Origin of the sequence: Falsiroseomonas oleicola, from assembly GCF_019029495.1 — a bacterium.
GTDB classification, from domain to species: Bacteria; Pseudomonadota; Alphaproteobacteria; order Acetobacterales; family Acetobacteraceae; genus Falsiroseomonas; species Falsiroseomonas oleicola.
Window position 1 is genome coordinate 494,066 of sequence record NZ_JAERQM010000004.1, and the last position, 22,242, is coordinate 516,307.

General features: G+C 70.5%; 23 protein-coding genes. 18 read left to right on the forward strand and 5 right to left on the reverse strand.

Translation table 11 applies throughout. The features are described 5' to 3' along the window. Window positions 1-38: 38 nt before the first annotated feature. The 3 genes from JJQ90_RS16270 to JJQ90_RS16280 are packed head-to-tail and all read left to right on the forward strand — an operon-like array spanning window position 39 to window position 3,006. On the forward strand, window positions 39-761 hold the full coding sequence (locus JJQ90_RS16270; RefSeq protein WP_216877154.1) for an SDR family oxidoreductase: 723 nt from the start codon (window positions 39-41) through the stop codon (window positions 759-761). Further along, a complete protein-coding gene (locus tag JJQ90_RS16275; RefSeq protein WP_216877156.1) occupies window positions 761-1,366 on the forward strand; it encodes a DUF6134 family protein in 606 nt (201 codons plus the stop codon). Before JJQ90_RS16270 ends, JJQ90_RS16275 begins: the two co-directional genes overlap by 1 nt. Continuing rightward, entirely contained in the window at window positions 1,363-3,006 is a 1,644-nt protein-coding gene (locus tag JJQ90_RS16280; RefSeq protein ID WP_216877158.1) for a cryptochrome/photolyase family protein, read from the forward strand. Before JJQ90_RS16275 ends, JJQ90_RS16280 begins: the two co-directional genes overlap by 4 nt. Here JJQ90_RS16280 and JJQ90_RS16285 read toward each other — a convergent pair. Further along, window positions 2,903-3,388 (reverse strand): GNAT family N-acetyltransferase, encoded by a 486-nt coding sequence (locus JJQ90_RS16285; protein WP_216877160.1) that lies wholly within the window; start codon window positions 3,386-3,388, stop codon window positions 2,903-2,905. The genes JJQ90_RS16280 and JJQ90_RS16285 overlap by 104 nt on opposite strands. Further along, on the reverse strand, window positions 3,385-5,256 hold the full coding sequence (locus JJQ90_RS16290) for a putative bifunctional diguanylate cyclase/phosphodiesterase (protein ID WP_216877162.1): 1,872 nt from the start codon (window positions 5,254-5,256) through the stop codon (window positions 3,385-3,387). Before JJQ90_RS16290 ends, JJQ90_RS16285 begins: the two co-directional genes overlap by 4 nt. Window positions 5,257-5,437: 181 nt before the next feature. On the opposite strand from JJQ90_RS16290, the gene JJQ90_RS16295 reads away from it, so the two are divergent. From JJQ90_RS16295 to JJQ90_RS16310, 4 genes are all read left to right on the forward strand, one after another. Continuing rightward, window positions 5,438-6,187: a YebC/PmpR family DNA-binding transcriptional regulator gene (locus JJQ90_RS16295; RefSeq protein ID WP_216877164.1), complete on the forward strand. Its 750-nt coding sequence runs from the start codon at window positions 5,438-5,440 to the stop codon at window positions 6,185-6,187. A gap of 150 nt (window positions 6,188-6,337) precedes the next feature. Continuing rightward, entirely contained in the window at window positions 6,338-6,481 is a 144-nt protein-coding gene (locus tag JJQ90_RS16300; protein WP_216877166.1) for a hypothetical protein, read from the forward strand. 92 nt (window positions 6,482-6,573) lie between these two features. Then, a complete protein-coding gene (locus tag JJQ90_RS16305; protein WP_216877168.1) occupies window positions 6,574-6,735 on the forward strand; it encodes a DUF3309 family protein in 162 nt (53 codons plus the stop codon). Between the two features lie 91 nt (window positions 6,736-6,826). After that, window positions 6,827-7,801, forward strand: a complete 975-nt coding sequence (locus tag JJQ90_RS16310) for a Bug family tripartite tricarboxylate transporter substrate binding protein (RefSeq protein ID WP_216877170.1) — start codon at window positions 6,827-6,829, stop codon at window positions 7,799-7,801. 1 nt (window position 7,802) lies between these two features. Here JJQ90_RS16310 and JJQ90_RS16315 read toward each other — a convergent pair whose 3' ends face one another. Both JJQ90_RS16315 and JJQ90_RS16320 read right to left on the reverse strand, forming a co-directional pair. After that, window positions 7,803-8,789, reverse strand: a complete 987-nt coding sequence (locus JJQ90_RS16315; RefSeq protein ID WP_216877172.1) for a substrate-binding domain-containing protein — start codon at window positions 8,787-8,789, stop codon at window positions 7,803-7,805. A 4-nt stretch (window positions 8,790-8,793) separates the two neighbouring features. Next, on the reverse strand, window positions 8,794-9,777 hold the full coding sequence (locus JJQ90_RS16320) for a Bug family tripartite tricarboxylate transporter substrate binding protein (protein WP_216877174.1): 984 nt from the start codon (window positions 9,775-9,777) through the stop codon (window positions 8,794-8,796). Between the two features lie 173 nt (window positions 9,778-9,950). On the opposite strand from JJQ90_RS16320, the gene JJQ90_RS16325 reads away from it, so the two are divergent. The 4 genes from JJQ90_RS16325 (at window position 9,951) to JJQ90_RS16340 (ending at window position 13,886) form a co-directional block, all read left to right on the forward strand. Further along, window positions 9,951-10,895 carry a dihydrodipicolinate synthase family protein gene (locus JJQ90_RS16325; protein WP_216877176.1) on the forward strand — a complete coding sequence of 315 codons (945 nt, stop codon included), beginning with the start codon at window positions 9,951-9,953 and terminating at the stop codon, window positions 10,893-10,895. A gap of 6 nt (window positions 10,896-10,901) precedes the next feature. Then, complete coding sequence (locus tag JJQ90_RS16330) at window positions 10,902-12,134, forward strand: sulfite oxidase (RefSeq protein ID WP_230410719.1); 1,233 nt, start codon at window positions 10,902-10,904, stop codon at window positions 12,132-12,134. Window positions 12,135-12,204: 70 nt separating this feature from the next. Further along, the gene (locus JJQ90_RS16335) at window positions 12,205-13,521 is read left to right on the forward strand and encodes a sulfite oxidase (protein WP_216877177.1); all 1,317 of its coding nucleotides are present in this window, start codon (window positions 12,205-12,207) and stop codon (window positions 13,519-13,521) included. After that, on the forward strand, window positions 13,518-13,886 hold the full coding sequence (locus JJQ90_RS16340; protein ID WP_216877179.1) for a hypothetical protein: 369 nt from the start codon (window positions 13,518-13,520) through the stop codon (window positions 13,884-13,886). The genes JJQ90_RS16335 and JJQ90_RS16340 overlap by 4 nt, the downstream gene beginning before the upstream one ends. 4 nt (window positions 13,887-13,890) lie before the next feature. Here JJQ90_RS16340 and JJQ90_RS16345 read toward each other — a convergent pair whose 3' ends face one another. Further along, window positions 13,891-14,529: a GntR family transcriptional regulator gene (locus JJQ90_RS16345; protein WP_216877181.1), complete on the reverse strand. Its 639-nt coding sequence runs from the start codon at window positions 14,527-14,529 to the stop codon at window positions 13,891-13,893. A 64-nt stretch (window positions 14,530-14,593) separates the two neighbouring features. On the opposite strand from JJQ90_RS16345, the gene JJQ90_RS16350 reads away from it, so the two are divergent. The 7 genes from JJQ90_RS16350 (at window position 14,594) to pstS (ending at window position 22,230) form a co-directional block, all read left to right on the forward strand. Beyond that, window positions 14,594-15,466, forward strand: coding sequence for a fumarylacetoacetate hydrolase family protein (locus JJQ90_RS16350; protein WP_216877183.1), 873 nt, complete (start codon window positions 14,594-14,596; stop codon window positions 15,464-15,466). A gap of 30 nt (window positions 15,467-15,496) precedes the next feature. Beyond that, on the forward strand, window positions 15,497-16,465 hold the full coding sequence (locus tag JJQ90_RS16355; protein WP_216877185.1) for a Bug family tripartite tricarboxylate transporter substrate binding protein: 969 nt from the start codon (window positions 15,497-15,499) through the stop codon (window positions 16,463-16,465). 10 nt (window positions 16,466-16,475) lie between these two features. Beyond that, on the forward strand, window positions 16,476-17,348 hold the full coding sequence (locus tag JJQ90_RS16360) for a dioxygenase family protein (RefSeq protein WP_216877186.1): 873 nt from the start codon (window positions 16,476-16,478) through the stop codon (window positions 17,346-17,348). A gap of 58 nt (window positions 17,349-17,406) precedes the next feature. After that, window positions 17,407-20,160, forward strand: coding sequence for an autotransporter family protein (locus JJQ90_RS16365; RefSeq protein WP_216877193.1), 2,754 nt, complete (start codon window positions 17,407-17,409; stop codon window positions 20,158-20,160). A 101-nt stretch (window positions 20,161-20,261) separates the two neighbouring features. Continuing rightward, window positions 20,262-20,600, forward strand: coding sequence for an STAS domain-containing protein (locus JJQ90_RS16370; RefSeq protein WP_216877195.1), 339 nt, complete (start codon window positions 20,262-20,264; stop codon window positions 20,598-20,600). Continuing rightward, entirely contained in the window at window positions 20,600-21,004 is a 405-nt protein-coding gene (locus tag JJQ90_RS16375; protein WP_216877197.1) for an ATP-binding protein, read from the forward strand. The genes JJQ90_RS16370 and JJQ90_RS16375 overlap by 1 nt, the downstream gene beginning before the upstream one ends. 158 nt (window positions 21,005-21,162) lie before the next feature. Continuing rightward, the gene (pstS, locus tag JJQ90_RS16380; RefSeq protein ID WP_329959456.1) at window positions 21,163-22,230 is read left to right on the forward strand and encodes a phosphate ABC transporter substrate-binding protein PstS; all 1,068 of its coding nucleotides are present in this window, start codon (window positions 21,163-21,165) and stop codon (window positions 22,228-22,230) included. Window positions 22,231-22,242: the final 12 nt, after the last annotated feature.

Genomic DNA, 22,242 nt, shown 5'->3' on the forward strand with positions numbered 1-22,242 from the left:
GGGGCCATCTGTGCCGCCAATCTTGTTGGATGTGGGTCATGACGGGTCAGGTGCTGGTCTTCGGGGCGACGGGCGGGATCGGGGCGGCGCTGGCGCGGCGCCTGGCGGCCCGCGGCGCGCGCCCCTTCCTGGTGGCGCGGCGGGAGGCGCCCCTGGCCGCGCTGGCGGCGGAACTCGGCTGCGACCACCTGGCCGCGGATGTGACGGATGCCGCCCAGCGCCAGGCGGCGGTGGCGGCGGCCGGCAGCCCGCTGGCGGGACTCGCGGTCTGCATCGGCTCCATCCTGCTGAAGCCGCTGGCGCGGCTGACCGAGGCCGAGCTGCTGGAGACCTTCCGGCTGAATGCCGCGGCGCCGGCGCTGGCGGTGCAGGCGGCCGCCCCGGCGCTGGCGGCGGGGAAGGGTGCCGTGGTGCTGTTTTCCTCCGTCGCCGCGCGCACGGGCTTTCCGAACCATGTGGCGATCAGCGCGGCCAAGGCGGCGGTGGAGGGGGTGACGGTGGCGCTCGCCGCCGAACTGGCGCCACATATCCGCGTCAACTGCATCGCGCCGAGCCTGACCCGCACGGCGCTTGCCGAACCCCTCACGCGGAGTCCCCAGATGGCCGAAGCCATTGCCAGGCAGCACCCGATCCCCCGGCTGGGCGAGGCGGAGGACAGCGCCGCGCTGGCCGACTTCCTGCTCTCCGACGCCGCGGGCTGGATCACCGGCCAGGTCATCGGCGTCGATGGCGGGCGTGGCGCCATCGCGGGGCGCGGGTGATGCGGCGGCGCGCGGTGCTGGCGGGGATTCCGGCGATGCTGATGGCCGATGCGGCCATGGCGCAACCGGCGGGGCTGGACTTCCGGATCATCCGGGCGGGCAGCGAGGTCGGCCGCCACAGTGTGCGCTTTCGCGAACAGGCCGGGGTGCTGGAGGCGGTCAGCGATGTGCGGATCGAGGTGAAGCTGATGGGCTTCACCGTCTTCCGCTACCGGCATGAGACGCTGGAGGCCTGGCGCGGCGACCGGCTGCAGGCGCTGGAGTCCCGGCTCGACAAGAACGGCACCCGCACCGAATGCAGCGCCCGCGCCACCGGCGGCGCCGTGCTGCTGCGCGCGGCGGGCGGGGAGGCCCGGCTGCCGGCCCAGGCGGCGCCGATGACCTGGTGGCGCATGGCGACGCTCCGCCCCGGCGTGCCGCTGATCGACCCCCGCAAGGGCGAGGCGGTGGCGCCGGAACTGCGCATCACCCCGGCCTCCGGCGGCAGCCGCGTGGTGGTGATCGGCGGGGAGGGGGCGGATGTCCTCTACGACGCCGCCGGCACCTGGGTGGGCTTCGCCACCACGGGCGAGGATGGCAGCGCGGTGCGCTACGAGCGCGCATGATCCTGCGCGTCGTCCTCGGCGACCAATGCACGCCGGGGCTTTCGGCGCTGGAGGGACTCGACCCCGCAAGCGACGTGGTGCTGATGGCGGAGGTGCGGGCGGAATGCACCTATGTCCGCCACCACAAGCAGAAGATCGCCCTGGTCCTGTCCGCCATGCGGCACTTTTCCGAGCTGCTGCGCGCGCGCGGCATCACCGTGGATTATGTGCGGCTCGACGATCCTGGGAATACGCAGAGCCTGGCGGGGGAGGTCGCGCGCGCGGCGAAGGCGCATGGCGCGAGGCGCATCATCTGCACCCATCCCGGCGAGTTCCGCGTGTTGGAGGACATGCAGGGCTGGGAGGAAGCCACCGGACTGCCGGTGGAGATCCGTGACGACGCACGTTTCCTCTGCACGCTGGACCGTTTCCGCGCCTGGGCGGCGGGGCGGAAGCAACTCCGCATGGAATACTTCTATCGCGAGATGCGGCGGGAGACCGGCCTGCTGATGCATGCGCCGGACGAACCCGCCGGCGGCCAATGGAATTACGATTCCGAGAATCGCGCGGCGCTGCCCGCCGATCTGCGCCCCCCGGCCCCACGGCAATTCCCGCCGGATGCGGTGACGCGGGACGTCATCGCCCTGGTCGAACGCGAATTCCCCGACCATTTCGGGACGACCGAAAAATTCGCATGGCCGGTGACGGCGGAGGCGGCGGAGCAGGCGCTGGCGGATTTCATCGCCCATCGCCTGCCGCGCTTCGGCGACTACCAGGACGCCATGGCGGAAGGCGAGGCGATGCTGTTCCACGCGCTGATCTCGGCGGCGATGAATTGCGGTCTGCTCGACCCGATGCGGGCCTGCCGCGCGGCGGAGGAAGCCTGGCAGCGCGGCGATGCGCCGCTGAATGCCGTGGAGGGATTCGTGCGGCAGATCCTCGGCTGGCGCGAATATGTGCGCGGTCTCTACTGGCTGAAGATGCCGGACTACCGCGACACCAATGCGCTGGAGGCGCATCGGAAACTGCCCTGGCTCTACTGGTCCGGCGAGACGGCGATGGCCTGCATGCGGGCCGCGATCGGGCAGACGCGCGACCTCGCCTATGCCCATCACATCCAGCGGCTGATGGTGACCGGCAACTTCGCCCTTCTGGCCGGGCTCGACCCGGCGGAGGTGAATGACTGGTACATGGTGGTCTATGCCGACGCCTATGAATGGGTGGAACTGCCCAATACCCATGGCATGGCGTTGCATGCCGATGGCGGCATCATGGCCTCCAAGCCCTATGCGGCGAGCGGCGCCTATATCAACCGCATGTCGAACCACTGCCGGGGCTGCGCCTATGACGTGAAGCGGCCGACCGGCCCGGGCGCCTGTCCCTTCAACTTCCTCTACTGGGATTTCATGGCGCGCCATGCGCCGCGTTTTGCGAAGAACCCGCGCATGGCCATGCCGCTGCGGACGCTGACAAAAATGGCGCCGGAGAAGGTGGCGGCGATGCGGGCAGAGGCGAAGGGTTTTCTGGACGCGCTGGCGGAGGGCCGGGAGCCGATGCTCAGGGGCGGCAGGACATCAGCCGCACAGGGCGGTCGCGCCATGTCTCTTCCCCTTCCGGAACCCAGCCCCGCGCCGCGTAGAAGGGTGCCTGGTCCGGGGTGAACAGCCACAGCCGCGCATGACCCAGCGCGGCGGCCCGGCGCCGCACCTCCGCCACCAGCGCCGTCGCCACGCCCTGGCGCCGATGCGCCGGCGCAACCAGCACGGAGGCGAGCCAGGGGGAAAGCTCCGGCCGGCTCGGCAGATCCTCCCGATCCAGCGTCGCGGTACCGAGCGGCTGGCCATCCCGCTCCGCGATCAGCACGCAGGGCGCCGCGGGGCCGGTGGCGGCGCGCAGGAAGGCCTCGGTCTCGGCCAGCGCATGGCCGTCCATGGCCCACCATTGGGCATGCAGCCAGGCGGCGACCTCGGGCAGATGGGGCGATTCGGCAGCGGGGCGGATCAGCATGCGGCGGAGATAGTCCGGCGCAACGCCCGCCGTCACGCCGCGCTGCGTGACAGCTTGTCCTGATCCTCCGCGATCAGCCGGCGCGCCGCCTCGGCTGGCATCGGCCGGCCGAACAGCCAGCCCTGGCCCTGCTCGCAGCCTTCCGCCGTCAGGATGCGCGCCTGTTCCTCCGTCTCCACACCCTCCGCCACCACGGTCATGTCCAGGATGCGGCCAAGCCCGACGATGGTGGCGACGATGGCGGAAAGCTTCGGGTCGCGCTCAAGCTCCGTGATGAAGGCGCGGTCGATCTTCAGCTTGCCGAAGGGGAAGCGCCAGAGATGCGCCAGGCTGGACCAGCCGGTGCCGAAATCATCCATCGCGATGGAAACGCCAAGGCCGCGCAGGTCGCGCAGCAGCCTCACCACATCCTCCGGATCCTCCTGCAAAAGGCTTTCCGTGATCTCCAGCTCCAGCCGATGCGCCGGCAGGCCGGTGCGGGCCAGGGCATCGGCCACGGTGCAGACCAGGTCGCCATGCCGGAACTGGGCGGGGGAGAGGTTCACCGCGATGCGCAGATCCTCCGGCCATTGCGCCGCCTCGGCGCAGGCGGCGCGGATCACCCAGGCGCCGATCGGTACGATCAGCCCGGTCTCCTCCGCCAGCGGGATGAATTCGACCGGCGGGATCATGCCGCGAGTCGGATGCGGCCAGCGCAGCAGCGCCTCGAATCCGACAAGCTTCTGGTCGCGCAGGCGGCGTTGTGGCTGGTAGTGCAGGACCAGGGCTTCCTCGGCGATGGCCTGGCGCAGGTCGGCCTCCGTCTCCCGCCGCCAGCGCACCGCCTCATCCATCGCCGGCTCGAAACCGCGGATCGTCGGCCCCGGCTGGTTGCGGGCGGCGGAAAGCGCCGCCTCGGCGCGGGTCAGCAGCAGCTCCGCCTCCACCCCATCCTGCGGCGCGATCGCCAGGCCGAGTTCCACCGACAGCGCCTGGCCGGGGCCGCCGGGCAGGGGGAGGGGCTCCGCCAGGGCATTGGCCAGGCGTTCCGCGAGGCTCAGCGCATCCTCTTCCCCGGCGATCGCGGTCTGCACCACGGCGAATCGGTCGGCGGAAAGCCGCGCCACCGTGTCGTCCCGCCGCACCAGGCTGCGCAGCCGCCGGGCGAGTGCTGCCAGCACGGCATCGCCGTTGGCGCGGCCATGCAGCGCGTTGAAGTCGCGGAAGCCGCGCAGGTTCAGCACCAGCACGCCGACCTGTTGATGCGCCGCGCGTGCCGCCGTCAGCGTCAGGGCCAGGCGGTCCCGCAGCTCGGCATGGGTGGCGAGGCCGGTCAGTGCATCGTGCCGCAGCAGATGGCGGGCGCGGGCGGCGGCCGCCTCGGCGCGCCGGCCGCGCTGGCCGAGCCAGACCAGCAGGCCGAGGGTGATGGCGCCGAAGAGCGCGATGCTGAGCTGGGCGGTGCGGAAGGCCTCGCGAAGCTGCGCGCGCCGCCCGGTCTCCCGCAGCGCGGCCACCAGATGGCCGGCCTCACCCTCGGCATCCGTCACCGCCACTGTCACCCGCGCCGCGCCGCGCCCCGGGCCGCCGGCACTGCCGCTATCGGTGACCAGCGCACCGTCACTGCCGACCAGCTCGATTCGGGCGAATTCGGGCGGCAAGGGCACCGCCCGCAGCCGCGCCACGTCATCGGCGGTCGCGGGCGCGCCGCGCAGCGCCGCGGGCAGCGTGGGATGCGCCCGCAACAGGTCCTGGGCGAGCTGCGCGCTCCAGGCCTGGGCGGCGTTGTGCAGCAGCCGGTCGAGCAGCATCTGGTTGACGCCCACCCCCGCCAGGGTGAGCAGAAGCGCGCCGAGGCTGAGCCACAGCAGCAGCCGCTGGACCGTGTCGGTGGGGGTGTTAGCGGTATACGCTTGCCGGGCCATGCGGGGATTGTGCACCGCATTGATGAACCCGGTATTGAAACGCGGCGCGTTGCCCCCATCCGGCACGCCGCATCGGGGGCCGCATTTGCCGCCGCCCATCCCCGGCCGTTATAGCAGCGCCGAGACCAGCGCCGGTGGCCGGGACCCAACCCCGCCCCGCCCGATGACGGAGACCGAGGCCATGGCGGGCCATTCGCACGCGAAGAACATCATGCACCGCAAGGCGGCGCAGGGGGCCAAGAAGGCCGCGGCCTTCGGCAAGATGATCCGGGAGATCACGGTCAGCGCGAAGCAGGGCCTGCCCGACCCGGCGATGAACCCGCGCCTGCGCGCCGCGGTGAAGGCGGCGCTGGTGGCGAACATGACGCGCGACACCATCGACCGTGCCATCAAGCGCGCCGCCACCGCCGGGGTGGGCGAGGATTATGTGGAGATGCGCTATGAGGGCTACGGCCCCTATGGCATCGCCGTGATCGTCGAGGCGCTGACCGACAACCGCAACCGCACCGGCGGTGACCTGCGCTCCATCTTCGCGAAGAATGGCGGCGCGCTCGGTGAGACCAATTCGGTGGCCTTCCAGTTCGAGCGCAAGGGCGTGCTGCGCTACCCGGCCTCCGCCGCCGATGCCGACACCATGCTGGAAGCCGCCATCGAGGCCGGGGCCGGCGACGTGGACAGCAGCGAGGACGGCCACGAAATCTCCTGCGCCGTCGAGGATTTCGCCGCCGTGCGCGATGCGCTGGAGCAGAAATTCGGCACCGCCGAGGCCGGCAAGCTGGAATGGTGGCCCAGCACCACCATCGACCTGGACGAGGAGAAGGCGCGGGAGGTGCTGAAGCTGCTCGACATCCTCGACGACCATGACGACGTCCAGAACGTCTATGCGAATTTCGAGGTGGATGCGGCGGCGCTGGAGCGGCTTTCCGCCTGAGGCCACGCTTTTCGGCGCCTGCCCCGCATCAATGGGGCATCAATGGGGTATCACGACGTCGTGATGCCCTGAACTCCCAGGCGCATGGGGCGATCTGTTCTCAACCGCGACGATGACAATCGGCGGGAGACAGAGACGGAATTGCCGAAGATGAGTCGCAACCTGCTTTACCCCGTCATCGGCGTGCTGCTGATCGCGGTCGGCGCCCTCGGCTACTGGGCGTACCAGGAGCAGAATCGCAGCGGTGTCGAGATGAACGTCGGTGGGCGCAGCCTGACGATCGAGACGCGCTGAGGCGGGCGGGCGCCTGATCGCCCGCCATATCACCCAGCCGACCGGCCCGGGCCTTCGCCTGGCGCTTGAAGATAACAAGAAGGCGCATCACCATGCTCGGCACCATCCTCATCATCGTGCTTATCCTGGTTCTCCTCGGCGGCGTCAGCGGACGTTTCGGCGGCTATGGCTATGGCTATGGCCATGGCAGCATGGGGCTGCTCGGCACCGTGCTGGTTATCGTCGTGATCCTGCTGCTGCTCGGCCGCATCTGAGACACCGGTTGCATCCCGGCTTGGCATAAGGGGGGATCAAGGGCACATAGCCGGGCAAGGGCCGCGTTGGCCCAAATCCGGAGGAAGCAAGATGACCCTGATCCCGCGCCGCGCCGCGCTCGGCCTGCCGTTCCTGGCCCTCGCCGCACCTGCCCTGGCCCAGACAGCCGCCTGGCCCTCGCGCCCCGTTCGCCTCGTGGTGCCCTATGCGCCGGGTGGGACCACCGATGTGATGGCCAGGCTGGTCGCGGAACGGTTGGGGCCGAAGCTCGGCCAGCCCATGGTGGTGGAAAACCGGCCCGGCGCCGGCGCCACCATCGGCGCCGCCATGGTGGCGCAGTCGGAGCCGGATGGGCTGACGCTGCTGATGTCGAACAGCGGTTCGCATGGCGTCTCGCCCAGCCTCTATCCCAACCTGTCCTATGACCCGATGCGGGACTTCACCCATGTGGCGCTGGTCGTCGCCAGCCCCTCGGTGCTCGTGGTGACGAAGAACCATCCGGCCCAGAACCTGGAACAGTTCATCGCCCATGTCCGGCGCGCCGGGGAGATCGACTTCGCCGTCTCCGGCATCGGCAGTTCCAGCCACCTGACCGGGGTCCGGCTCGGCATGGCGCTGGGCATCCGGGTGACGGCGGTGCCCTATCGCGGGGCCGGCCCGGCGATGACGGACACCATCGCGGGCGTGGTTCCGGCGATGATGGACAGCCTGCCCTCCGCCGCGCAGCACATCGTCAATGGCAGCGTGCGCGCCATCGCGGTGTCTTCCGCCACCCGCTCCGGGCGCTTTCCGGATCTGCCGACGCTGAAGGAGAGTGGGGTGGATGTGGTGAATTCCGCCTGGTTCGGCATTTCCGGCCCGGCCGGCCTGCCGGCGCCGATCGTGGCACGGCTCGCCACCGCGATCCGCGAAGTGCTGACCGACCCCTCCATCCTGACCCGATTCGAGGACCTGACCGGCGCGCCTCCGCCTGAAAGCACGCCGGAAAGCTACACGGCCTTCGTGCGGTCGGAGATCGCGGGCTTTGCCCCGATCGTGCGGGCGGCGGGGATCGAGGCGCGGTAGCTCAGCTTCCCCCCACGCCCTCGGCAAACACCTCCGCCACCTCCAGCTTCCGGCGCGACAGGTGCTGGGTGTGGGACCAGCGGCAGATCGCCTCCAGCTCCTTCCGGTTGGCGGCGATGCCGTAGGTCCAGGGGTCGGGGCCGAGCAGCGCCTTGGTGGCGGCCCATTCCTCCGCATGGAAGGGCAGCATCTGCGTCAGAGAGGAATGGCGCAGATCGGCCTCGATATCCGCCAGCGCCAGGCGCTTCGCCTCGGCGAAGGCGTCATACAGGCGCGGTGCCAGGGACGGGTCGCGGTCCAGAACCTCACGCCGGATACCCATCAGGTGCATGATCGGGTGGAAGCCGGTGCGGCGGTGCCAGGCCTGGGCGGCGGCGCGCGGATCGGGGAACAGGCGCACCACGCGGGGGTCGCCGGCCGCGAAGGCCAGGGGCTCGGTGGGCGACAGGATGGCGTCGATCTCGCCGGCCAGCAGCGCGGCGTTCAGCGTCGCGCCCTCGCCCAGCGGCCGCACATCCATCTCCGGCGGCAGTTCCAGCTTCAGGCGTTCCTTGCGCCCGGCCGCATTGGTGCCCGCCGTGCGCCAGGCGATGCCGTTCACATCGACGCCGTGGTCGTCGCCCAGAATGCCGCGCAGCCAGAGGCCGAGCGTCATCTGGTATTCCGGAATGCCGACGCGCCTTCCTTCCAGGTCCTTCGCCGTGGCGATGCCCGCATCGGCGCGGAGATAGATGCAGCCATGGCGGAAGGCGCGGGAGACGAAGGCGGGGATCGCCGCATAGGCGGCCTCGCCGCGCGAGACCTGCAACAGGTGGGAGGAGAGCGACAGCTCCGTCACATCGAATTCCGCGCGGGAAAAGGCGCGCGGAAAGCTCTGCTCCGAATGGATCGGCACATGCACCAGCCGCACGCCCGGGATCCGCACGCGCCCATCGAACAGGGCGCGCACGCGGTCATAGGGCGCGCAGGCGACGGTAAGGGTCAGCAAGCGCTCAATCCGCCTTGATGCCGGCGCGGCCGATCAGCACCCGGAAACGCTCCAGCTCGCTGGCGATCAATGCCCGAAAGGCCTCGGGCGTGCGGGGCGCGGCATCGGCGCCCTCCGTCACCAGCCGCGCCTTCAGGTCGGCATCGCCCAGCAGCCCGTTCACCGCGGTATTGATGCGGGCCACAACCTCCGGCGGCGTCGCGGCGGGGGCCACCAGCCCGTGCCACTGCACCACCTCGAAGCCCGGCAATGCGTTGGCCGCGATGGCGGGAATGCCGGGCAGCGCGTCGGAAGGGGTCAGCGCGCTCATCCCCAGGCCCAGCAGGCGGCCATCGCGGATCGAGGGCAGCACCACCGGGGCGCCCGCGAAGCTCGCCTTCAACCGCCCGGCCATCAGGTCCGCCAGCATCGGGCCATTGCCGCGATAGGGCACATGCACCAGCTCGATGCCTGCCGCGTCGCAGAAGGCGGCCATGGTGATGTGGGACGCCGCGCCATTGCCGGCGCTGCCATATTCCAGGCTGCCCGGATTGGCCTTGGCCAGCGCGATGAATTCCGCCGCCGTGCGCGCCTGGACCGAGGGATGGATGGTCAGGATGGAGGGCAGGGTGGCGACCAGGGCGACGGGCGCGAAGTCGCGCAGCACGTCATAGGGGTTGTTCGGATAGATCCAGGGATTTACCGCCAGCGTGCCGACATGGCCCCACATCAGCGTGTGGCCATCGGCCGGCGCGCGGGCCACCACCATGGCGCCCACCGTGCCGCCGGCGCCGCCGCGATTCTCCACCACCACGGGGTGGCCGCCCAGCGCCTGTTGCAGCTTCAGCGCCACCGGCCGCGCCAGCAGGTCGTTCGAACCGCCGGGCGGGAAGGGCACCACGATGGTGATCGGCCGCGACGGCCAGGGTGCCTGCGCCAGCGCCGGCGCGGCGAGGGGCGCCAGGCCGAGCAGGGAGGAGGCTTGGATCAGGCTGCGGCGTGTCGGCATGGGACGATCCTTGGGCGATGATTTGTCGCTACAATTGCGCGTGCGCTGCCGTTCCGGAAGGGGCAGGTCCCAAATGGCGGAAGCTTTTGCCGCGCCACCTTCCGCATCACAGCCCGATACCGCAGCGCGAAATCCTGTTGTAGGCTGCCTGTCATCCTGCTGGAGAACGGCCGATGACCAAGATGCGGATCGAGGGGTCCTTCGTTGCCCTCATCACCCCCTTCAATGCCGATGGCAGCGTCGATTTCGGCGGCTTCCGCACCCTGCTGAACTGGCAGGCGGCGCAGGGCACCTCCGCCGTGCTCATCATGGGCTCGACCGGGGAGGTCTCCATGCTGACGCCGGAGGAACGGCGCGAGATCGTCGAGAAGACCGCCGCGATGAAGCCGGGCAACATGAAGATGTTCTACGGCTGCACCGGCACCAGCACGGCGGCGACCATCGCCTATCTGAAGCACGCCAAGGCGGCCGGTGCCGATGGCGCGATCCTGGCCGCGCCCGCCTATATCTGCGCGCCGGAGGATGACATCGAGGCCTTCTTCGCCGAATGCGCCGATGCGGTGGAATTGCCGATCGGCATCTATAACAACCCGCCGCGGGTGAAGTCCGACCTGCATTGGGACCATCTGCTGCGGCTGATGAAGCACCCGAACATCGTGGTGCTGAAGGAAAGCACCACCCGCGTCGGCCAGGTGGCGCAGGTCTGCGCGGCGCTGCCGGATGCGACCATCATGTGCTGCGACAGCCCCAATCTCGGCCTGGTGGTGCCCACCATGTCGCTCGGCGGCCATGGCACCGCGAACATGACCGGCAATATCGACCCGGCCGGCCTCGCGCTGCTGTCGACGCCCTGGAAGGACCCGGCGCAGTCGGTGGTGTTCCGGGACACCTATCTGCGGCTGCTGCCGCTGCTGCACTTCACCTATTCGGCCATCAACCCGGTGGCGGTGAAGTCGCTGATGAAGGCGGTGGGGCTGCCGGCGGGCGATCTGCGCCGGCCGCTGACCGGGCTGAAGCCGGACCATCTGGCCAAGGGCCTCGCCATCGTCCGCGCGCTGGGCCTCGACAGCCAGTATGGCTGGAAGTCCGCGCCCGGCCTGCCGATGGCCGCGGAGTAACGCCGCTTGACGCCAAAGGGGATGGTGCCAACGGGGTTGGCGCGCTGGCAGGCGGCGCTCGGAGCATCCATCCCCTTCGCGGCGCATCTGCCGGAAGGGCTGGTGCCGGCGCTGCTGGAACGCCCCGTCGCCGTGCCCGGCAGCCATCCGCTGGACTGGCCGGGCAAGCAGGCGCTGGCGGTGCATGATAGCGCACCGCTCTGCGCCGAGACGCCGGAGGCGCTGCTGGATGAGGCGGTCACCTCCGCCGCGGCGATGTTCGTCCGCAACAATGGCGGCATCCCGCCGGAGCCCGCCGATCCCGATGCCTGGTCCTTCACCGTGGATGGGGAGGTGCAGGCACCGCTGCGGCTGACGGTGGCGGAGCTTGCCGCGCGTTTCCGGGTGGTGACCCTGCAATTGCAGTTGGAATGCGGCGGCAATGGCCGCGCCTTCCACATGCCCGCCGCGCGGGGCAATCCCTGGCGCCAGGGGGCGATCAGCAATGGCGCATGGACAGGGGTGCGGCTGCGGGATGTGCTGCTGGCGGCCGGGCTGAAGGACAGCGCCGCCTATACCGGCCACTACGGCGCCGATCCGCATCTGTCGGGATCGAGCCAGCCCGCGATCTCTCGCGGCATGCGTATCGCCAAGGCGATGGATGAGACGACGCTGCTGGCCTTCCGGCTGAATGGCGAACCCATCCCGCATCTGCATGGCGCGCCGCTGCGGCTGGTGGTGCCGGGCTGGCCCGGCAGCCTAAGCCAGAAGTGGTTGACCCGCATCTGGGTCCGCGATCGGCCGCATGACGGGCCAGGGATGGGAGGCACCAGCTACCGCATCCCGGCGCGGCCGATCGAGCCGGGTCAGGCGCATGACGGCGCGGATTTCGTGGAGCTGGAGAGCATGCCCGTGCGCTCCATCCTGTCCTCCCATGCCCATGGGGCAAGGCTGCCGGCGGGGACGCGCACGCTGGATCTGCGCGGCGCCGCCTGGGCCGGTGACCTGACGGTGCGGCGGATGGAGGTCAGCCGGGATTTTGGCGCGAGCTGGCAGGACATGGACTTCGCCGAACCGGCCAACCGCCATGCCTGGCAGCGCTGGACGGGCCAGGTCGACCTGCCGGCGGATGGCTATTACGAGATCTGGTATCGCGCCACGGACAGCGAAGGCCGGACACAGCCGCTGCATGCGACGAACTGGAATCCGCAGGGCTATGCCGCCAACCCCCTGGGCCGCAGCGGCTTGTTGATCGGCTGATCGCGATCGTCCCTTGTGCCGATGGGGGGCGTGGTCAATTCTTCCACCAACGACAACGGAGGAAGCAGCCATGACGCGCAAGATCGAGCGTTCCGTGCAGGAACTGTATCGCGACGATCCGGAACGTGCCGATGCGCTGGCCTTCGGCCGGCGCGGCGCGCTGAAGGGCGCGGCCCTGGCGGCCATGGGGGGCGCGGTCGGGGCTGCGATCCCCTTCGCCGGTACCATGCCCGGCGGCACCTTGCCGGCGCTGTTCAGCCGGCCGGCCGCCGCCCAGGGCACGGGCCCCGAAATCCTGCGCATGGAGGGCAAGGGTCCGCTGATCCTGCAAGGCGAGCGCCCGCTGAATGCCGAGACGCCCGAGACTTTGCTCGATGAGCCGGTGACCTCCGCCCGGAACATGTTCATCCGCAACAATGGCGGCCTGCCGGACGTGCCCGCCGACCCGCGCGGCTGGAAGCTGACCGTGGATGGGGAGGTGAACACCAAGCTGGAACTGACGGTGGCGGAGCTGGAGTCGCGCTTCCCCGTCATCACCCGGCAGTTGCAGCTGGAATGCGGCGGCAATGGCCGCAGCTTCTACGCCCCCCAGACCCGCGGCAACCAATGGGGCAATGGCGCCATCAGCAATGGCGAATGGACCGGCGTGCGGCTGCGGGACGTGCTCCAGGCGGCCGGGCTGAAACCCTCCGCCGTCGCCACCGGCCATTACGGCGCCGACCCGCATCTGTCGGGCGAGCCGGGCCGGCCGGCCATCGCACGCGGCATGCGGATCGCCAAGGCGATGGAGGAGGACACGCTGCTGGCCTTCCGCCTGAATGGGGAGGCGATTCCGCATCTGCACGGCGCGCCGCTGCGCCTGGTGACGCCGGGCTGGCCGGGCAGCCTCAGCCAGAAGTGGCTCAACCGGATCTGGGTGCGCGACAAGCCGCATGACGGGCCGGGCATGGGCGGCACCAGCTACCGCGTGCCGGTGCGGCCGATCGTGCCAGGCAGCAGCAACAATGGTGCCGATTTCGCGGATCTGGAGAGCATGCCGGTGCGCTCCATCCTCTCCTCCCACGCGCATGGGTCGCGGTTGGCGGCCGGGACGCGCGCGCTGGATCTGCGCGGCGCCGCCTGGGCCGGGGACCTGACGGTGCAAGCGGTGCATGCCAGCGTCGATTTCGGCGCGACCTGGACCGAGATGCAGGTGGCCGCTCCGGCCAATGCCCATGCCTGGCAACGCTGGACCGGGCGCGTCAGCCTGCCGGCGGATGGCTATTACGAGGTCTGGTACCGCGCCACCGACAGCCAGGGCCGCATGCAGCCGCATCTGCCGGCCAACTGGAATCCCCAGGGCTATGGCGGCAATGCGATCAGCCGCGCGGCGATCCTCGTCGGATGAGGCTGCGGCTCACGGCCCTGGCCTGGCTCGCGATCCTCGTGCCGACGCTGGCGCTCGGCCAGGGCGCCAGCCAGGCGGATGAGGCGCTGGCCCTGCAACAGCGCGCGGAGGAGGAGACGGTGCTGACGGAAGGCGAGGGCCGGTCGGAGGTCTTCGGCTACTGCACCGCCTGCCACAACACCGCGCTGATCCGCCGCAGCCGCTTCACCCGCCCGCAATGGGACGGGCTGATGGACTGGATGACGGAACGCCACGGCATGAACCCGCTGGAGGGTGAGTTCCGCGACACCATCGTGGACTATCTCGCCCGCCATTACGGCCCTGCCCAGGCGCCGGCGCGGGGGCGAAATCCCTTCCTGAATTAGCGACTCAAGCTTCCGCCAGCGCCGCCCGCACGAAGCTGGCGGTGCTGCGGTAATGGGCCTGCAGCAGCGGGACGGCGCGCGCCACATCCCGCGCCAGCGCCGCCTCCGCGATCGCTGCGTGCTCCGCCGCCACGTCCCGGCCGGGATAGGCGACGCGGCGCGCCAGCGCCCGGAAACGCTCCGCCTTCTCCCGCAAGGCCTCCGCCATGCCACACAAGGTGGGGGAGGGGCAGCCGGCGAGCAGCGCCTGGTGGAAGGCGGCGTGGGCTTCCTCCCACCCCGCATCCGCCCGCTTCAGCCGGCCGAGCCGCCACTGGGCGAGCACCAGCGCCTCCTCCCACCCCTGGTCGCCGGCGGCGAGGCTTTCGCGCAGCACCACCTCCTCCAGCCAGCAGCGGGCGCGCACCAGCTCGTCGAAATCGGCCACGCTGGCGGGGGCGGCGCGGAAGCCGCGCTGGTCCAGCCGTTCCACAAGGCCCTCGCTGGTCAGGGAGGCCAGCGCCTCCCGCACCGGGCTGGGGCCGGTACCGTAGCTGGCGGCCAGCGCCTGCACCTTCAGCTTCGCCCCGGGCGGCAGCACGCCGCGCAGCAGGTCGGCGCGCAGGCGGCGCTGCACCAGGGTGGCGAGGGTGTTTTCAGGCATCTCTTGCATGCGGCGAGTTTTATCGACAAAATCCGCTTCACGCCAGTTTTGTCGGGAATAGAAAATGCGTCTGCTGAGCTTTCAGGATGAGGGCCGGATCGCCGCCGGGGTGCGGATCGGGGACCAGGTCGTGCCCGTCGCCGCGCTGCCGGGCTTTCCCGACGATGCGCTGGCGCTGATCCAGGCCGGCGGCGACACGCTGGCGCGGCTGGATGCGGCGGCGAAGGCCGCGCCGGCCTCCACCCACAAGGCGCTGGCCGTGCTGACTCTGGCCATGCCGATCGCCAGGCCGGGCAAGGTGGTCTGCATCGGGCTGAACTACGCGCTGCATGCGAAGGAGGGTGGCAACCCCATCCCCGACTATCCGGCCGTCTTCCTGCGGGTGCAGACCAGCCTGACCGGCCCCAACCAGCCGATGCTGCGCCCCAAGGGCGCCTCGGAGAAGCTGGATTACGAGGCGGAGCTGGCCATCATCATCGGCAAGACGGCGCGTAACGTGCCGGAGGCGCAGGCGCTGGACCATGTCGCCGGCTATTCGCTGTTCAATGACGGCTCCGTCCGCGACTACCAGCGCAAGTCCACGCAATGGACCATGGGCAAGAATTTCGACCGGACCGGCGCCTTCGGGCCGGAGATCGTCACGGCCGATGAGCTGCCGCCCGGTGCCGCGCCGCTGCGCATCACCGCCCGTGTCGGTGGCCAGACGGTGCAGGACAGCACCACGGGCGACATGATCTTCTCCGTCGCCCGCTGCATCGCGATCCTGTCGGAGGTGATGACGCTGGAACCGGGCGACGTGATCGCCACCGGCACGCCTTCCGGCGTCGGCTATGCCCGCAAGCCGCCGCTGTTCCTGGCCCCCGGCATGGTCGTGGAGATCGAGGTCGAGGGTGTGGGCGTGCTGCGCAACAGCATCGAGGATGATCCCGCCTTCTGAAAGCGGGCTGCCGACAGGGAGGAAACACCAATGAAAAACACGAAGATGGGGCGCCGCGCCATGCTGGCCGGCGCGGGCGTTCTGCTGGCCACGCCGCGGCTGGCGCTGGCCGCCTGGCCGGAACGGCCGCTGCGCATCCTGGTGGCCTTTCCGCCAGGCAGTTCCACCGATGTGGTGGCCCGCGCTTTGGCCCAGAAATTCACCGAGAACACCGGCCATGCCGCCGTGGTGGAGAATCGCGCCGGGGCGGGTGGCAATCTCGGCACCCAGGCGGTGAAGGCCTCCAGCGACGGCCACACGCTGCTGATGCACTCCACCGCCTTCTGCGTGAATCCCAGCCTGTATCGCAATGCCGGCTACACGCTGGAGGATTTCGCCACCATCGCCGTGGTGGCGACGGCGCCCAATGCCCTGTTCGTGCATCCCTCCATCCCCGCCACCAGCCTGGCGGAGCTGATCGCGCATATCCGCGCCAATCCCGGCATCGGCTATGCCCATTCCGGCACCGGCACCACGCCGCATCTGGGGGCGGAGCTGCTGTTTCGCACGCTCGCCAGGGTGGAGGCGACGCCGGTGGCCTTCGGCCCCGCCCAGGCCGCAACGGCCGTGGTCGGCAACCAGGCGCCGATCGGCAGCACCAGCCTGCCGCCGGCCTTGCCGCTGATCCGGGAAGGCCGCGTGCGCGCCATCGCCGTGGCAGGGGCCGAGCGCGACCCGAACCTGCCCGATGTGCCGACCGTCGCCGAACAGGGCTATCCCGGCTTCGCCGCCACCACCTGGTTCGGCATGTTCGCCCCCGCCCGCATGCCGGCGGAGGCGCTGCGCCTGCTGCTGGCGGAGGTGCCGAAGGCCATGGCCGCGCCCGACCTGAAGGCGCGACTTGCCGCGCTGTCACTGACCGATCCCGGCCTGTCCGGCGAGGCGGCGGCGAGCTTCGTGCGGCGCGAGGCCACCACCTGGGCCGAGGTCATCCGCACCTCCGGCGCCACCGCGGATTGAGGCGACCATCATGCGCGACGTGACCCCCGAGACCCTGACACAGACCTTCGCCGCCTATGCCGCCAAGGCCGAGGACCCCCGGCTGCGCGAGGTTCTGTGCAGCCTGGCCAGGCACCTGCACGGCTTCGTGCGGGAGACCGGGCTGACCCATGCCGAATGGACGGCCGGATTGCAGGCCCTGACCCGGGCCGGGGAGATCACCACGCCGGAACGCAACGAGTTCATCCTGTTCAGCGACCTGTTCGGCGTCTCCGCTTTGGTGGACATGGTGAACACGCCGGCGGGGGCGACGAGCTGTTCCAATCTCGGCCCGTTCCACCAGCGCGGCGCGCCGCCGCTGGCCGATGGCGGCGACCTGTGGAAGGGCCAGCCCGGGCAGGTGATGGTGGTCACCGGCCGGGTGCTGGATGCGGCAGGCGGGCAGGGGGGGGTGGCCGGCGCCACGCTCGACATGTGGCAGAACGCCGATAACGGCTTCTACGCGGCGCAGGATGCGGACCAGCCGGCGAAGAACTACCACGGCATGCTGAGCTGCGCGGCAGATGGCAGCTTCGCCTTCACCACCACGCGTCCGCAGCCCTATACCGTGCCCTATGACGGCCCGGCCGGGGACATGCTGCGCGGCCTGGCGCGGGATGCCTGGCGGCCGGCGCATCTGCACGTCATCGCCGAGGCACCCGGCTTCCGGCCGCTGGTGACGGAGCTGTTCCTGGAGGACGATCCCTATCTCGACACGGATGCGGTGTTTGGCGTGCGCGCCGATCTCGTCGTCCGGTTGGGCGAGATGCGGCGGGAAGCAGCGCCCGCGCGACTCCAGGCCAGGGCCGCATTGCCCGAAAAGGTGCTGCATGCGGAGCTGCTGATCCGGATGGCGCGCGCTTAACCGGACGTTCAGCGAAACGAGGTAGTTCCGGGCTGCCCAACAGCCAGGAAGGCCGCAGATGCGCCCGATTCATCACCTCACCACCCGCCTCGTCCGGGGGGCGGCGGGGCTGCTTCTCTCGGCCTCCGCCGTGGCGCTGCTGGCCGGCCTGCCAACCCCGACCGCGGCGGAGACGGCCACCTTCTTCGACAGCATCTTCGAGGGGCGTGAGCGCTTCGACCAGCGCGTCGCCGAGGCGGGCGGGACGCTCAATATCGATCTCCTGTCCGGCCTGACCAGTCGCGTCACGAGCTGGGCACGCAGCGGCTACAGCATCGCCTCCGGCAATGGCGATACGCGCAGCGTCAGCAGCAGCCGCTTCTCCTCCATCAGCGGGCCGGGCGGCAGCTTCGCCAGCGGTGACGGCATCCGGATGAGCGCCACCTCGGAGGATTCGCAGGGCAGCGGGCTGGTCTTCACCTTCGACAGCCCGGTCAACGCCTTCGCCCTGGAACTGGAAGGCTGGGCGACCTGCTGCTTCCCCAGCGCGCTCTACATCTCCTTCGATGGTGGCACGCCCATCCTGGTCGGCAGCGCGCAGGCCGAAAGCGATAACCCCGGGGAGGCCCGCTACAACCAATCGTTGACCTTCGTCGCGCTCATCAACGACTCCGCGACCTTCACCACCGTCGCCTTCTACGGCGCGGCCGATGGCGATTCGATGTATGGCGGCGGCACCATCCGCTACGCCGTCGTGCCCATCGGCGGCCTGTCCGGTGAGCAGGTGATTGATGGCAGCCAGCCCGCCTTCACCGAATCCGACCGCGCCATCCAGGGCGCCACCGTGACCTTCCGCGGCGGCACCTTCCGCCCGACCGGCGCCACGGCGCTGGCGCAGAATGTGGTGGTGGAGGGCACCAATGGCATCATCGACACCTCCCAGGGCCCGGTCGTGCTGCTCGGCACCATCACCGGCGACGGGCAGTTCCAGTTGATCGGTGGCGGCCGGCTGACGTTCTCCGGCGAGGCCGCCAATGCCGGTGGCGTGGATGCGCAATCCGGCACGGTGGTGGTGGATGGCCTGTTTCGTGGCCCCGTCCTGGTGGGTCCGGACGGCACGCTCACCGGCGGCGGCATCATCGGCGGGGCGACGACCATCTCCGGCATCCTCAGCCCCGGCGCCTCCCCCGGCACGCTGACCTTCACCGCCCCGGTCACGCTCAATGCCGGCGCGGTGACGCGGCTGGAGATCGACGGCACGGGCACCGGCAGCGGCGCGGGTTCGCATGACCGCGTGCTGGTCACGGGTGCCGGCAATACGCTGACGGCCGGCGGCAGCTTGCAGCCGGTGCTGCGCGGCATCACCGGCGCGGCCAATAACGACTTCACGCCCGCCCTCGGCCAGACCTTCCGCGTGATCCAGGCGGAAGGCGGGCTGCTCGGCAGCTTCGCGGGGCTGGAGCAGCCGGCCTCCGGCCTGCCGGCCGGCGCGCGCTTCGATGCGCTGTATGGCCCGAACAGCCTGGACCTGGTGGCCACCCCGTCCAGCTACGGCAATCTGGCCCCGCTCGGCATCGGCCAGCGCGGCAATCAGGTGGCCGCGGGCACGGCCGTCGACGCGATCCGCCCCGCGGCGGGGGTGCGGATGACCGGCGATGCGGCGGATGTCTTCGGCGCGCTCTATACCCTGCCGGGCGCGGCCATTCCCGCGGCGCTGGACCAGATTTCGGGCGTGGTGCATGCGCAGGCGCTGGCGGCGACGCTGGAACACCGGCGCATCCTCGGCGCCGGCATCGGCCACCGCCTGGCCGCCATCCGTGCCGGCGATCCGGCGCTGACCACCGCCCAGGCGGCGCTTGCCCCGCGCGTGGCGCTGGACACGGCGCGCAGCGTGCAGATGACGGCCGCGCCGGGTGCCGGCATCGCCCCGGAATGGGACGGCGTCCCGGCCGGGGATGGTGGCGGCGATGGGGCGGGGGACGGCGCCTTCGCCGGCTGGTCGCTCTGGGGCCGCGCGCTGGGCGCCACGGGCAGTGTCCGCGGCGACGGCAATGCGCCGGGCTATGAGCGGCAATCCGGCGGCGCGCTGGTGGGCGCCGATCGCCGCCTCGCCCCCGGCCTGACCGCCGGCATCGCGCTGGGCTTCCTGCGCGGCACGGTCGATGGTGACGAGAGCACCGGGGAGGTGCGGCTGGATACCTACCAGGCCAGCCTCTACGGCGTTTACATGCCGCCCAGCCAGGCGGCGATGAAGCCCTTCCTCGATGCCACCCTCGGCACCGGCCTCAGCCGCTACGACTCGCGGCGGGACATCGCCTTCGGCAGCCTGGCGCGCCGCGCCAATGGGGACAGCGACGGCACCGATCTGACGGCGGAGGCCGGCTTCGGCTTCACCACGACGCTCCAGGGCATCGACCTGGAACCCCGCGCCTTCCTGCGCTGGGACCGCATCAGCCGTGGCGGCTTCACCGAGACCGGGGCGGGTGCGCTGGATCTCAGTGTCGATGGCCAGACCGCCGATGCACTGCGCGCCGGCATCGGGCTGCGCGCCAGCCGGGGCTTCACCCTGGGCGACGGCCTGCGGCTGCAACCCGAGTTGCGCCTGGGCTATGCGCGGGAATTGCAGGACGGGCTGGATGCCGGCACGCATCGCCTGGGTGGCGCGGCCTTCCGGGTCGAGTCGCCGCGTGGCGGGCGCGATGTGCTGACCGGCGGCATCGGCCTGACCGCCTTCCGCGGCGACCGCTTCGCCGTGATGGTGGACTATGACGGCGCGCGGAGCGAGCGTGGCACGGACCATGTGCTGACCCTCGGCCTGCGGCTGGTCTGGTAGCGGGCGGCGGCTCTCACCGACGGCGACTGTCAGAAAACGGTCACGCAGCACCCGGCCGCGGCCGTCTAGACAACCGCGCCCCATTTTCGCGGAGACGGCCAGTGCGTTTTGAAGTTGTTGAGATCAGCCCGGCAGCCAACAAGGTCATCCTGGTCGGGCGGCTGGATGCGACGACGGTGGGGCAGGTGGAAACCGGCTTCACCGCCGCGGTCGCCGCTTCCGGCCGCAGCGCGGTGCTGGACCTGACCGAACTGGCCTTCCTGTCCTCCCTCGGCATCCGCCTGCTGCTGTCCTCGGCCCGGGTGGTGTCGCGGCGCGGCGGCAAGGTGGTGCTGTTCGGCGCCCAGCCCATGGTGGCCGAGGTGCTGGAAGCCATGGCGCTGGAGGAGGTGCTGCCCCTGGTGCCCACCGAGGCCGAGGCCGTCGCCCGGCTGGGCTGATGGTCTTGCGGCTGGAGGTGCCGGTTTCGCTGGCCGGACTCGCGGCGGCGCAGGAGGCGGTTGAAGCCTGGGCCGAGTCGCAGGACGTCCCACCGGCCCAGGCGCTGCGGCTGCGGCTGGTGACCGAGGAGCTTCTGGCTAATCTGATCGAGCACGCCACCTGGCCGGCCGGGCCCACCCCGGCGCGGCTGGAGGTCGTCTGGCGCGACGGCGTGCTGTCCCTGGCGCTGGAAGATGCGGCCGCCCCCTTCGACCCGCGCCACGCCCCTGCGGCGGTGCCAAGCCTGGAAGGGGAGGCGGTGGGCGGCCTTGGCCTCGCCTTGGTGCGCCGCATGGCGCAGCGGCTGGACTATGGCCGGACGGAAGCGGGAGGGAACCGCACCAGCCTCGATATCCGCGCCTGATGGGCCGGACGACCGGATAACCAAGCCTTGTTGTGGGTTTCCATGTCACGGAACCTTCACAAAACTGCAATCGTCACGTCGCCTCCGGCGCCTAGAAGCCGCCCGGCGGGGCACCTTTCCATGCTTGGCCCCTCATAACAGGACCGGAGAATGACACAGTGAACAGGCGCACCCTTCTGCTCGGCACTGGCGCGGCACTCGGCGCCGGGCTTCTCAATGCCCGCGGCGCGATGGCGCAGACGGTTCCGACCGTGACCGGCGCCGGCGCGACGTTCCCCCGCCCCCTCTATGAGCGCTGGTCTGTCCAGGCACGTGATGCCGGCGTTGCCCAGCTCAACTACCAGTCGATCGGCTCCGGCGGCGGCATCAACCAGATCACCGCGCGCACGGTCGATTTCGGCGCCTCCGACGCCCCGCTGACCACCGAACAGCTCACCGAGCGCAAGCTGCTGCAGTTCCCGACGGTGATGGGTTCGGTCGTTCTGTCCGCCAACCTGCCGGGCGTCGCCGACCAGGCGCTGAAGCTGACGCCGGAAGTGATCGCCGACATCTTCCTGGGCAAGATCACCCGCTGGCGCGACCCGAAGATCGTCGAGCTGAACCGCGACGTGACGATCCCGAACATGCCGCTGAGCGTCGCCTACCGCGCCGATGGCTCGGGCACGACCTGGGTGTGGACGACCTACCTGTCCCGCATCAGCGAGGAGTGGAAGAACGGCCCGGGTGCCGGCACCTCCGTTCGCTGGCCGGTCGGCAATGGCGCGCGTGGCAATGAGGGTGTGTCCAACATCATCCGCAACAGCCCCGGCACCATTGGCTACATCGAGAACGCCTATGCGGTGGTGAACCGCATGCCGACGACGCAGATCCGCAACAAGTCCGGCAACTTCGTCCGAGCGCAGCCGCCGGCCTTCAACGCCACCGCGGCGGCCGCGAACTGGAACGTGCCGAACTTCGCCGCCGACACCATCGACCTGAACGGTGCGACGGTGTGGCCGATCACCTCCCCCACCTACATCCTGCTGCCGATGGACCCGCCGGCCGAGAAGGTCGCGGGCAACCAGAACGCGATGCGCTTCTTCGACTGGGCCTTCAAGAACGGGGCCGAGGCGGCGACTCGCCTGGAATACATCCCGCTGCCCGCCAGCGCGCATGAGCTGGTTCGTGCGGCCTGGACGGCGAATGTGAAGGGTCCGAACGGCCAGGCGCTGTGGCCGGTTGGCTGATCAGGCTGGCTT

What these genes read in the sequence shown, in the direction of transcription:
- JJQ90_RS16295 (WP_216877164.1), top strand. Translation starts at nt 5,438, where the DNA reads ATGGCGGGCCATTCGCACGCGAAGAACATCATGCACCGCAAGGCGGCG.
- JJQ90_RS16350 (WP_216877183.1), top strand. Translation starts at nt 14,594, where the DNA reads ATGCGTCTGCTGAGCTTTCAGGATGAGGGCCGGATCGCCGCCGGGGTG.
- JJQ90_RS16275 (WP_216877156.1), top strand. Translation starts at nt 761, where the DNA reads ATGCGGCGGCGCGCGGTGCTGGCGGGGATTCCGGCGATGCTGATGGCC.
- JJQ90_RS16290 (WP_216877162.1), bottom strand. Translation starts at nt 5,256, where the DNA reads ATGGCCCGGCAAGCGTATACCGCTAACACCCCCACCGACACGGTCCAG.
- JJQ90_RS16340 (WP_216877179.1), top strand. Translation starts at nt 13,518, where the DNA reads ATGAGGCTGCGGCTCACGGCCCTGGCCTGGCTCGCGATCCTCGTGCCG.
- JJQ90_RS16325 (WP_216877176.1), top strand. Translation starts at nt 9,951, where the DNA reads ATGACCAAGATGCGGATCGAGGGGTCCTTCGTTGCCCTCATCACCCCC.
- JJQ90_RS16320 (WP_216877174.1), bottom strand. Translation starts at nt 9,777, where the DNA reads ATGCCGACACGCCGCAGCCTGATCCAAGCCTCCTCCCTGCTCGGCCTG.
- JJQ90_RS16360 (WP_216877186.1), top strand. Translation starts at nt 16,476, where the DNA reads ATGCGCGACGTGACCCCCGAGACCCTGACACAGACCTTCGCCGCCTAT.
- JJQ90_RS16280 (WP_216877158.1), top strand. Translation starts at nt 1,363, where the DNA reads ATGATCCTGCGCGTCGTCCTCGGCGACCAATGCACGCCGGGGCTTTCG.
- JJQ90_RS16375 (WP_216877197.1), top strand. Translation starts at nt 20,600, where the DNA reads ATGGTCTTGCGGCTGGAGGTGCCGGTTTCGCTGGCCGGACTCGCGGCG.
- JJQ90_RS16335 (WP_216877177.1), top strand. Translation starts at nt 12,205, where the DNA reads ATGACGCGCAAGATCGAGCGTTCCGTGCAGGAACTGTATCGCGACGAT.
- JJQ90_RS16305 (WP_216877168.1), top strand. Translation starts at nt 6,574, where the DNA reads ATGCTCGGCACCATCCTCATCATCGTGCTTATCCTGGTTCTCCTCGGC.
- JJQ90_RS16355 (WP_216877185.1), top strand. Translation starts at nt 15,497, where the DNA reads ATGAAAAACACGAAGATGGGGCGCCGCGCCATGCTGGCCGGCGCGGGC.
- JJQ90_RS16270 (WP_216877154.1), top strand. Translation starts at nt 39, where the DNA reads ATGACGGGTCAGGTGCTGGTCTTCGGGGCGACGGGCGGGATCGGGGCG.
- JJQ90_RS16310 (WP_216877170.1), top strand. Translation starts at nt 6,827, where the DNA reads ATGACCCTGATCCCGCGCCGCGCCGCGCTCGGCCTGCCGTTCCTGGCC.
- JJQ90_RS16365 (WP_216877193.1), top strand. Translation starts at nt 17,407, where the DNA reads ATGCGCCCGATTCATCACCTCACCACCCGCCTCGTCCGGGGGGCGGCG.
- JJQ90_RS16300 (WP_216877166.1), top strand. Translation starts at nt 6,338, where the DNA reads ATGAGTCGCAACCTGCTTTACCCCGTCATCGGCGTGCTGCTGATCGCG.
- JJQ90_RS16345 (WP_216877181.1), bottom strand. Translation starts at nt 14,529, where the DNA reads ATGCCTGAAAACACCCTCGCCACCCTGGTGCAGCGCCGCCTGCGCGCC.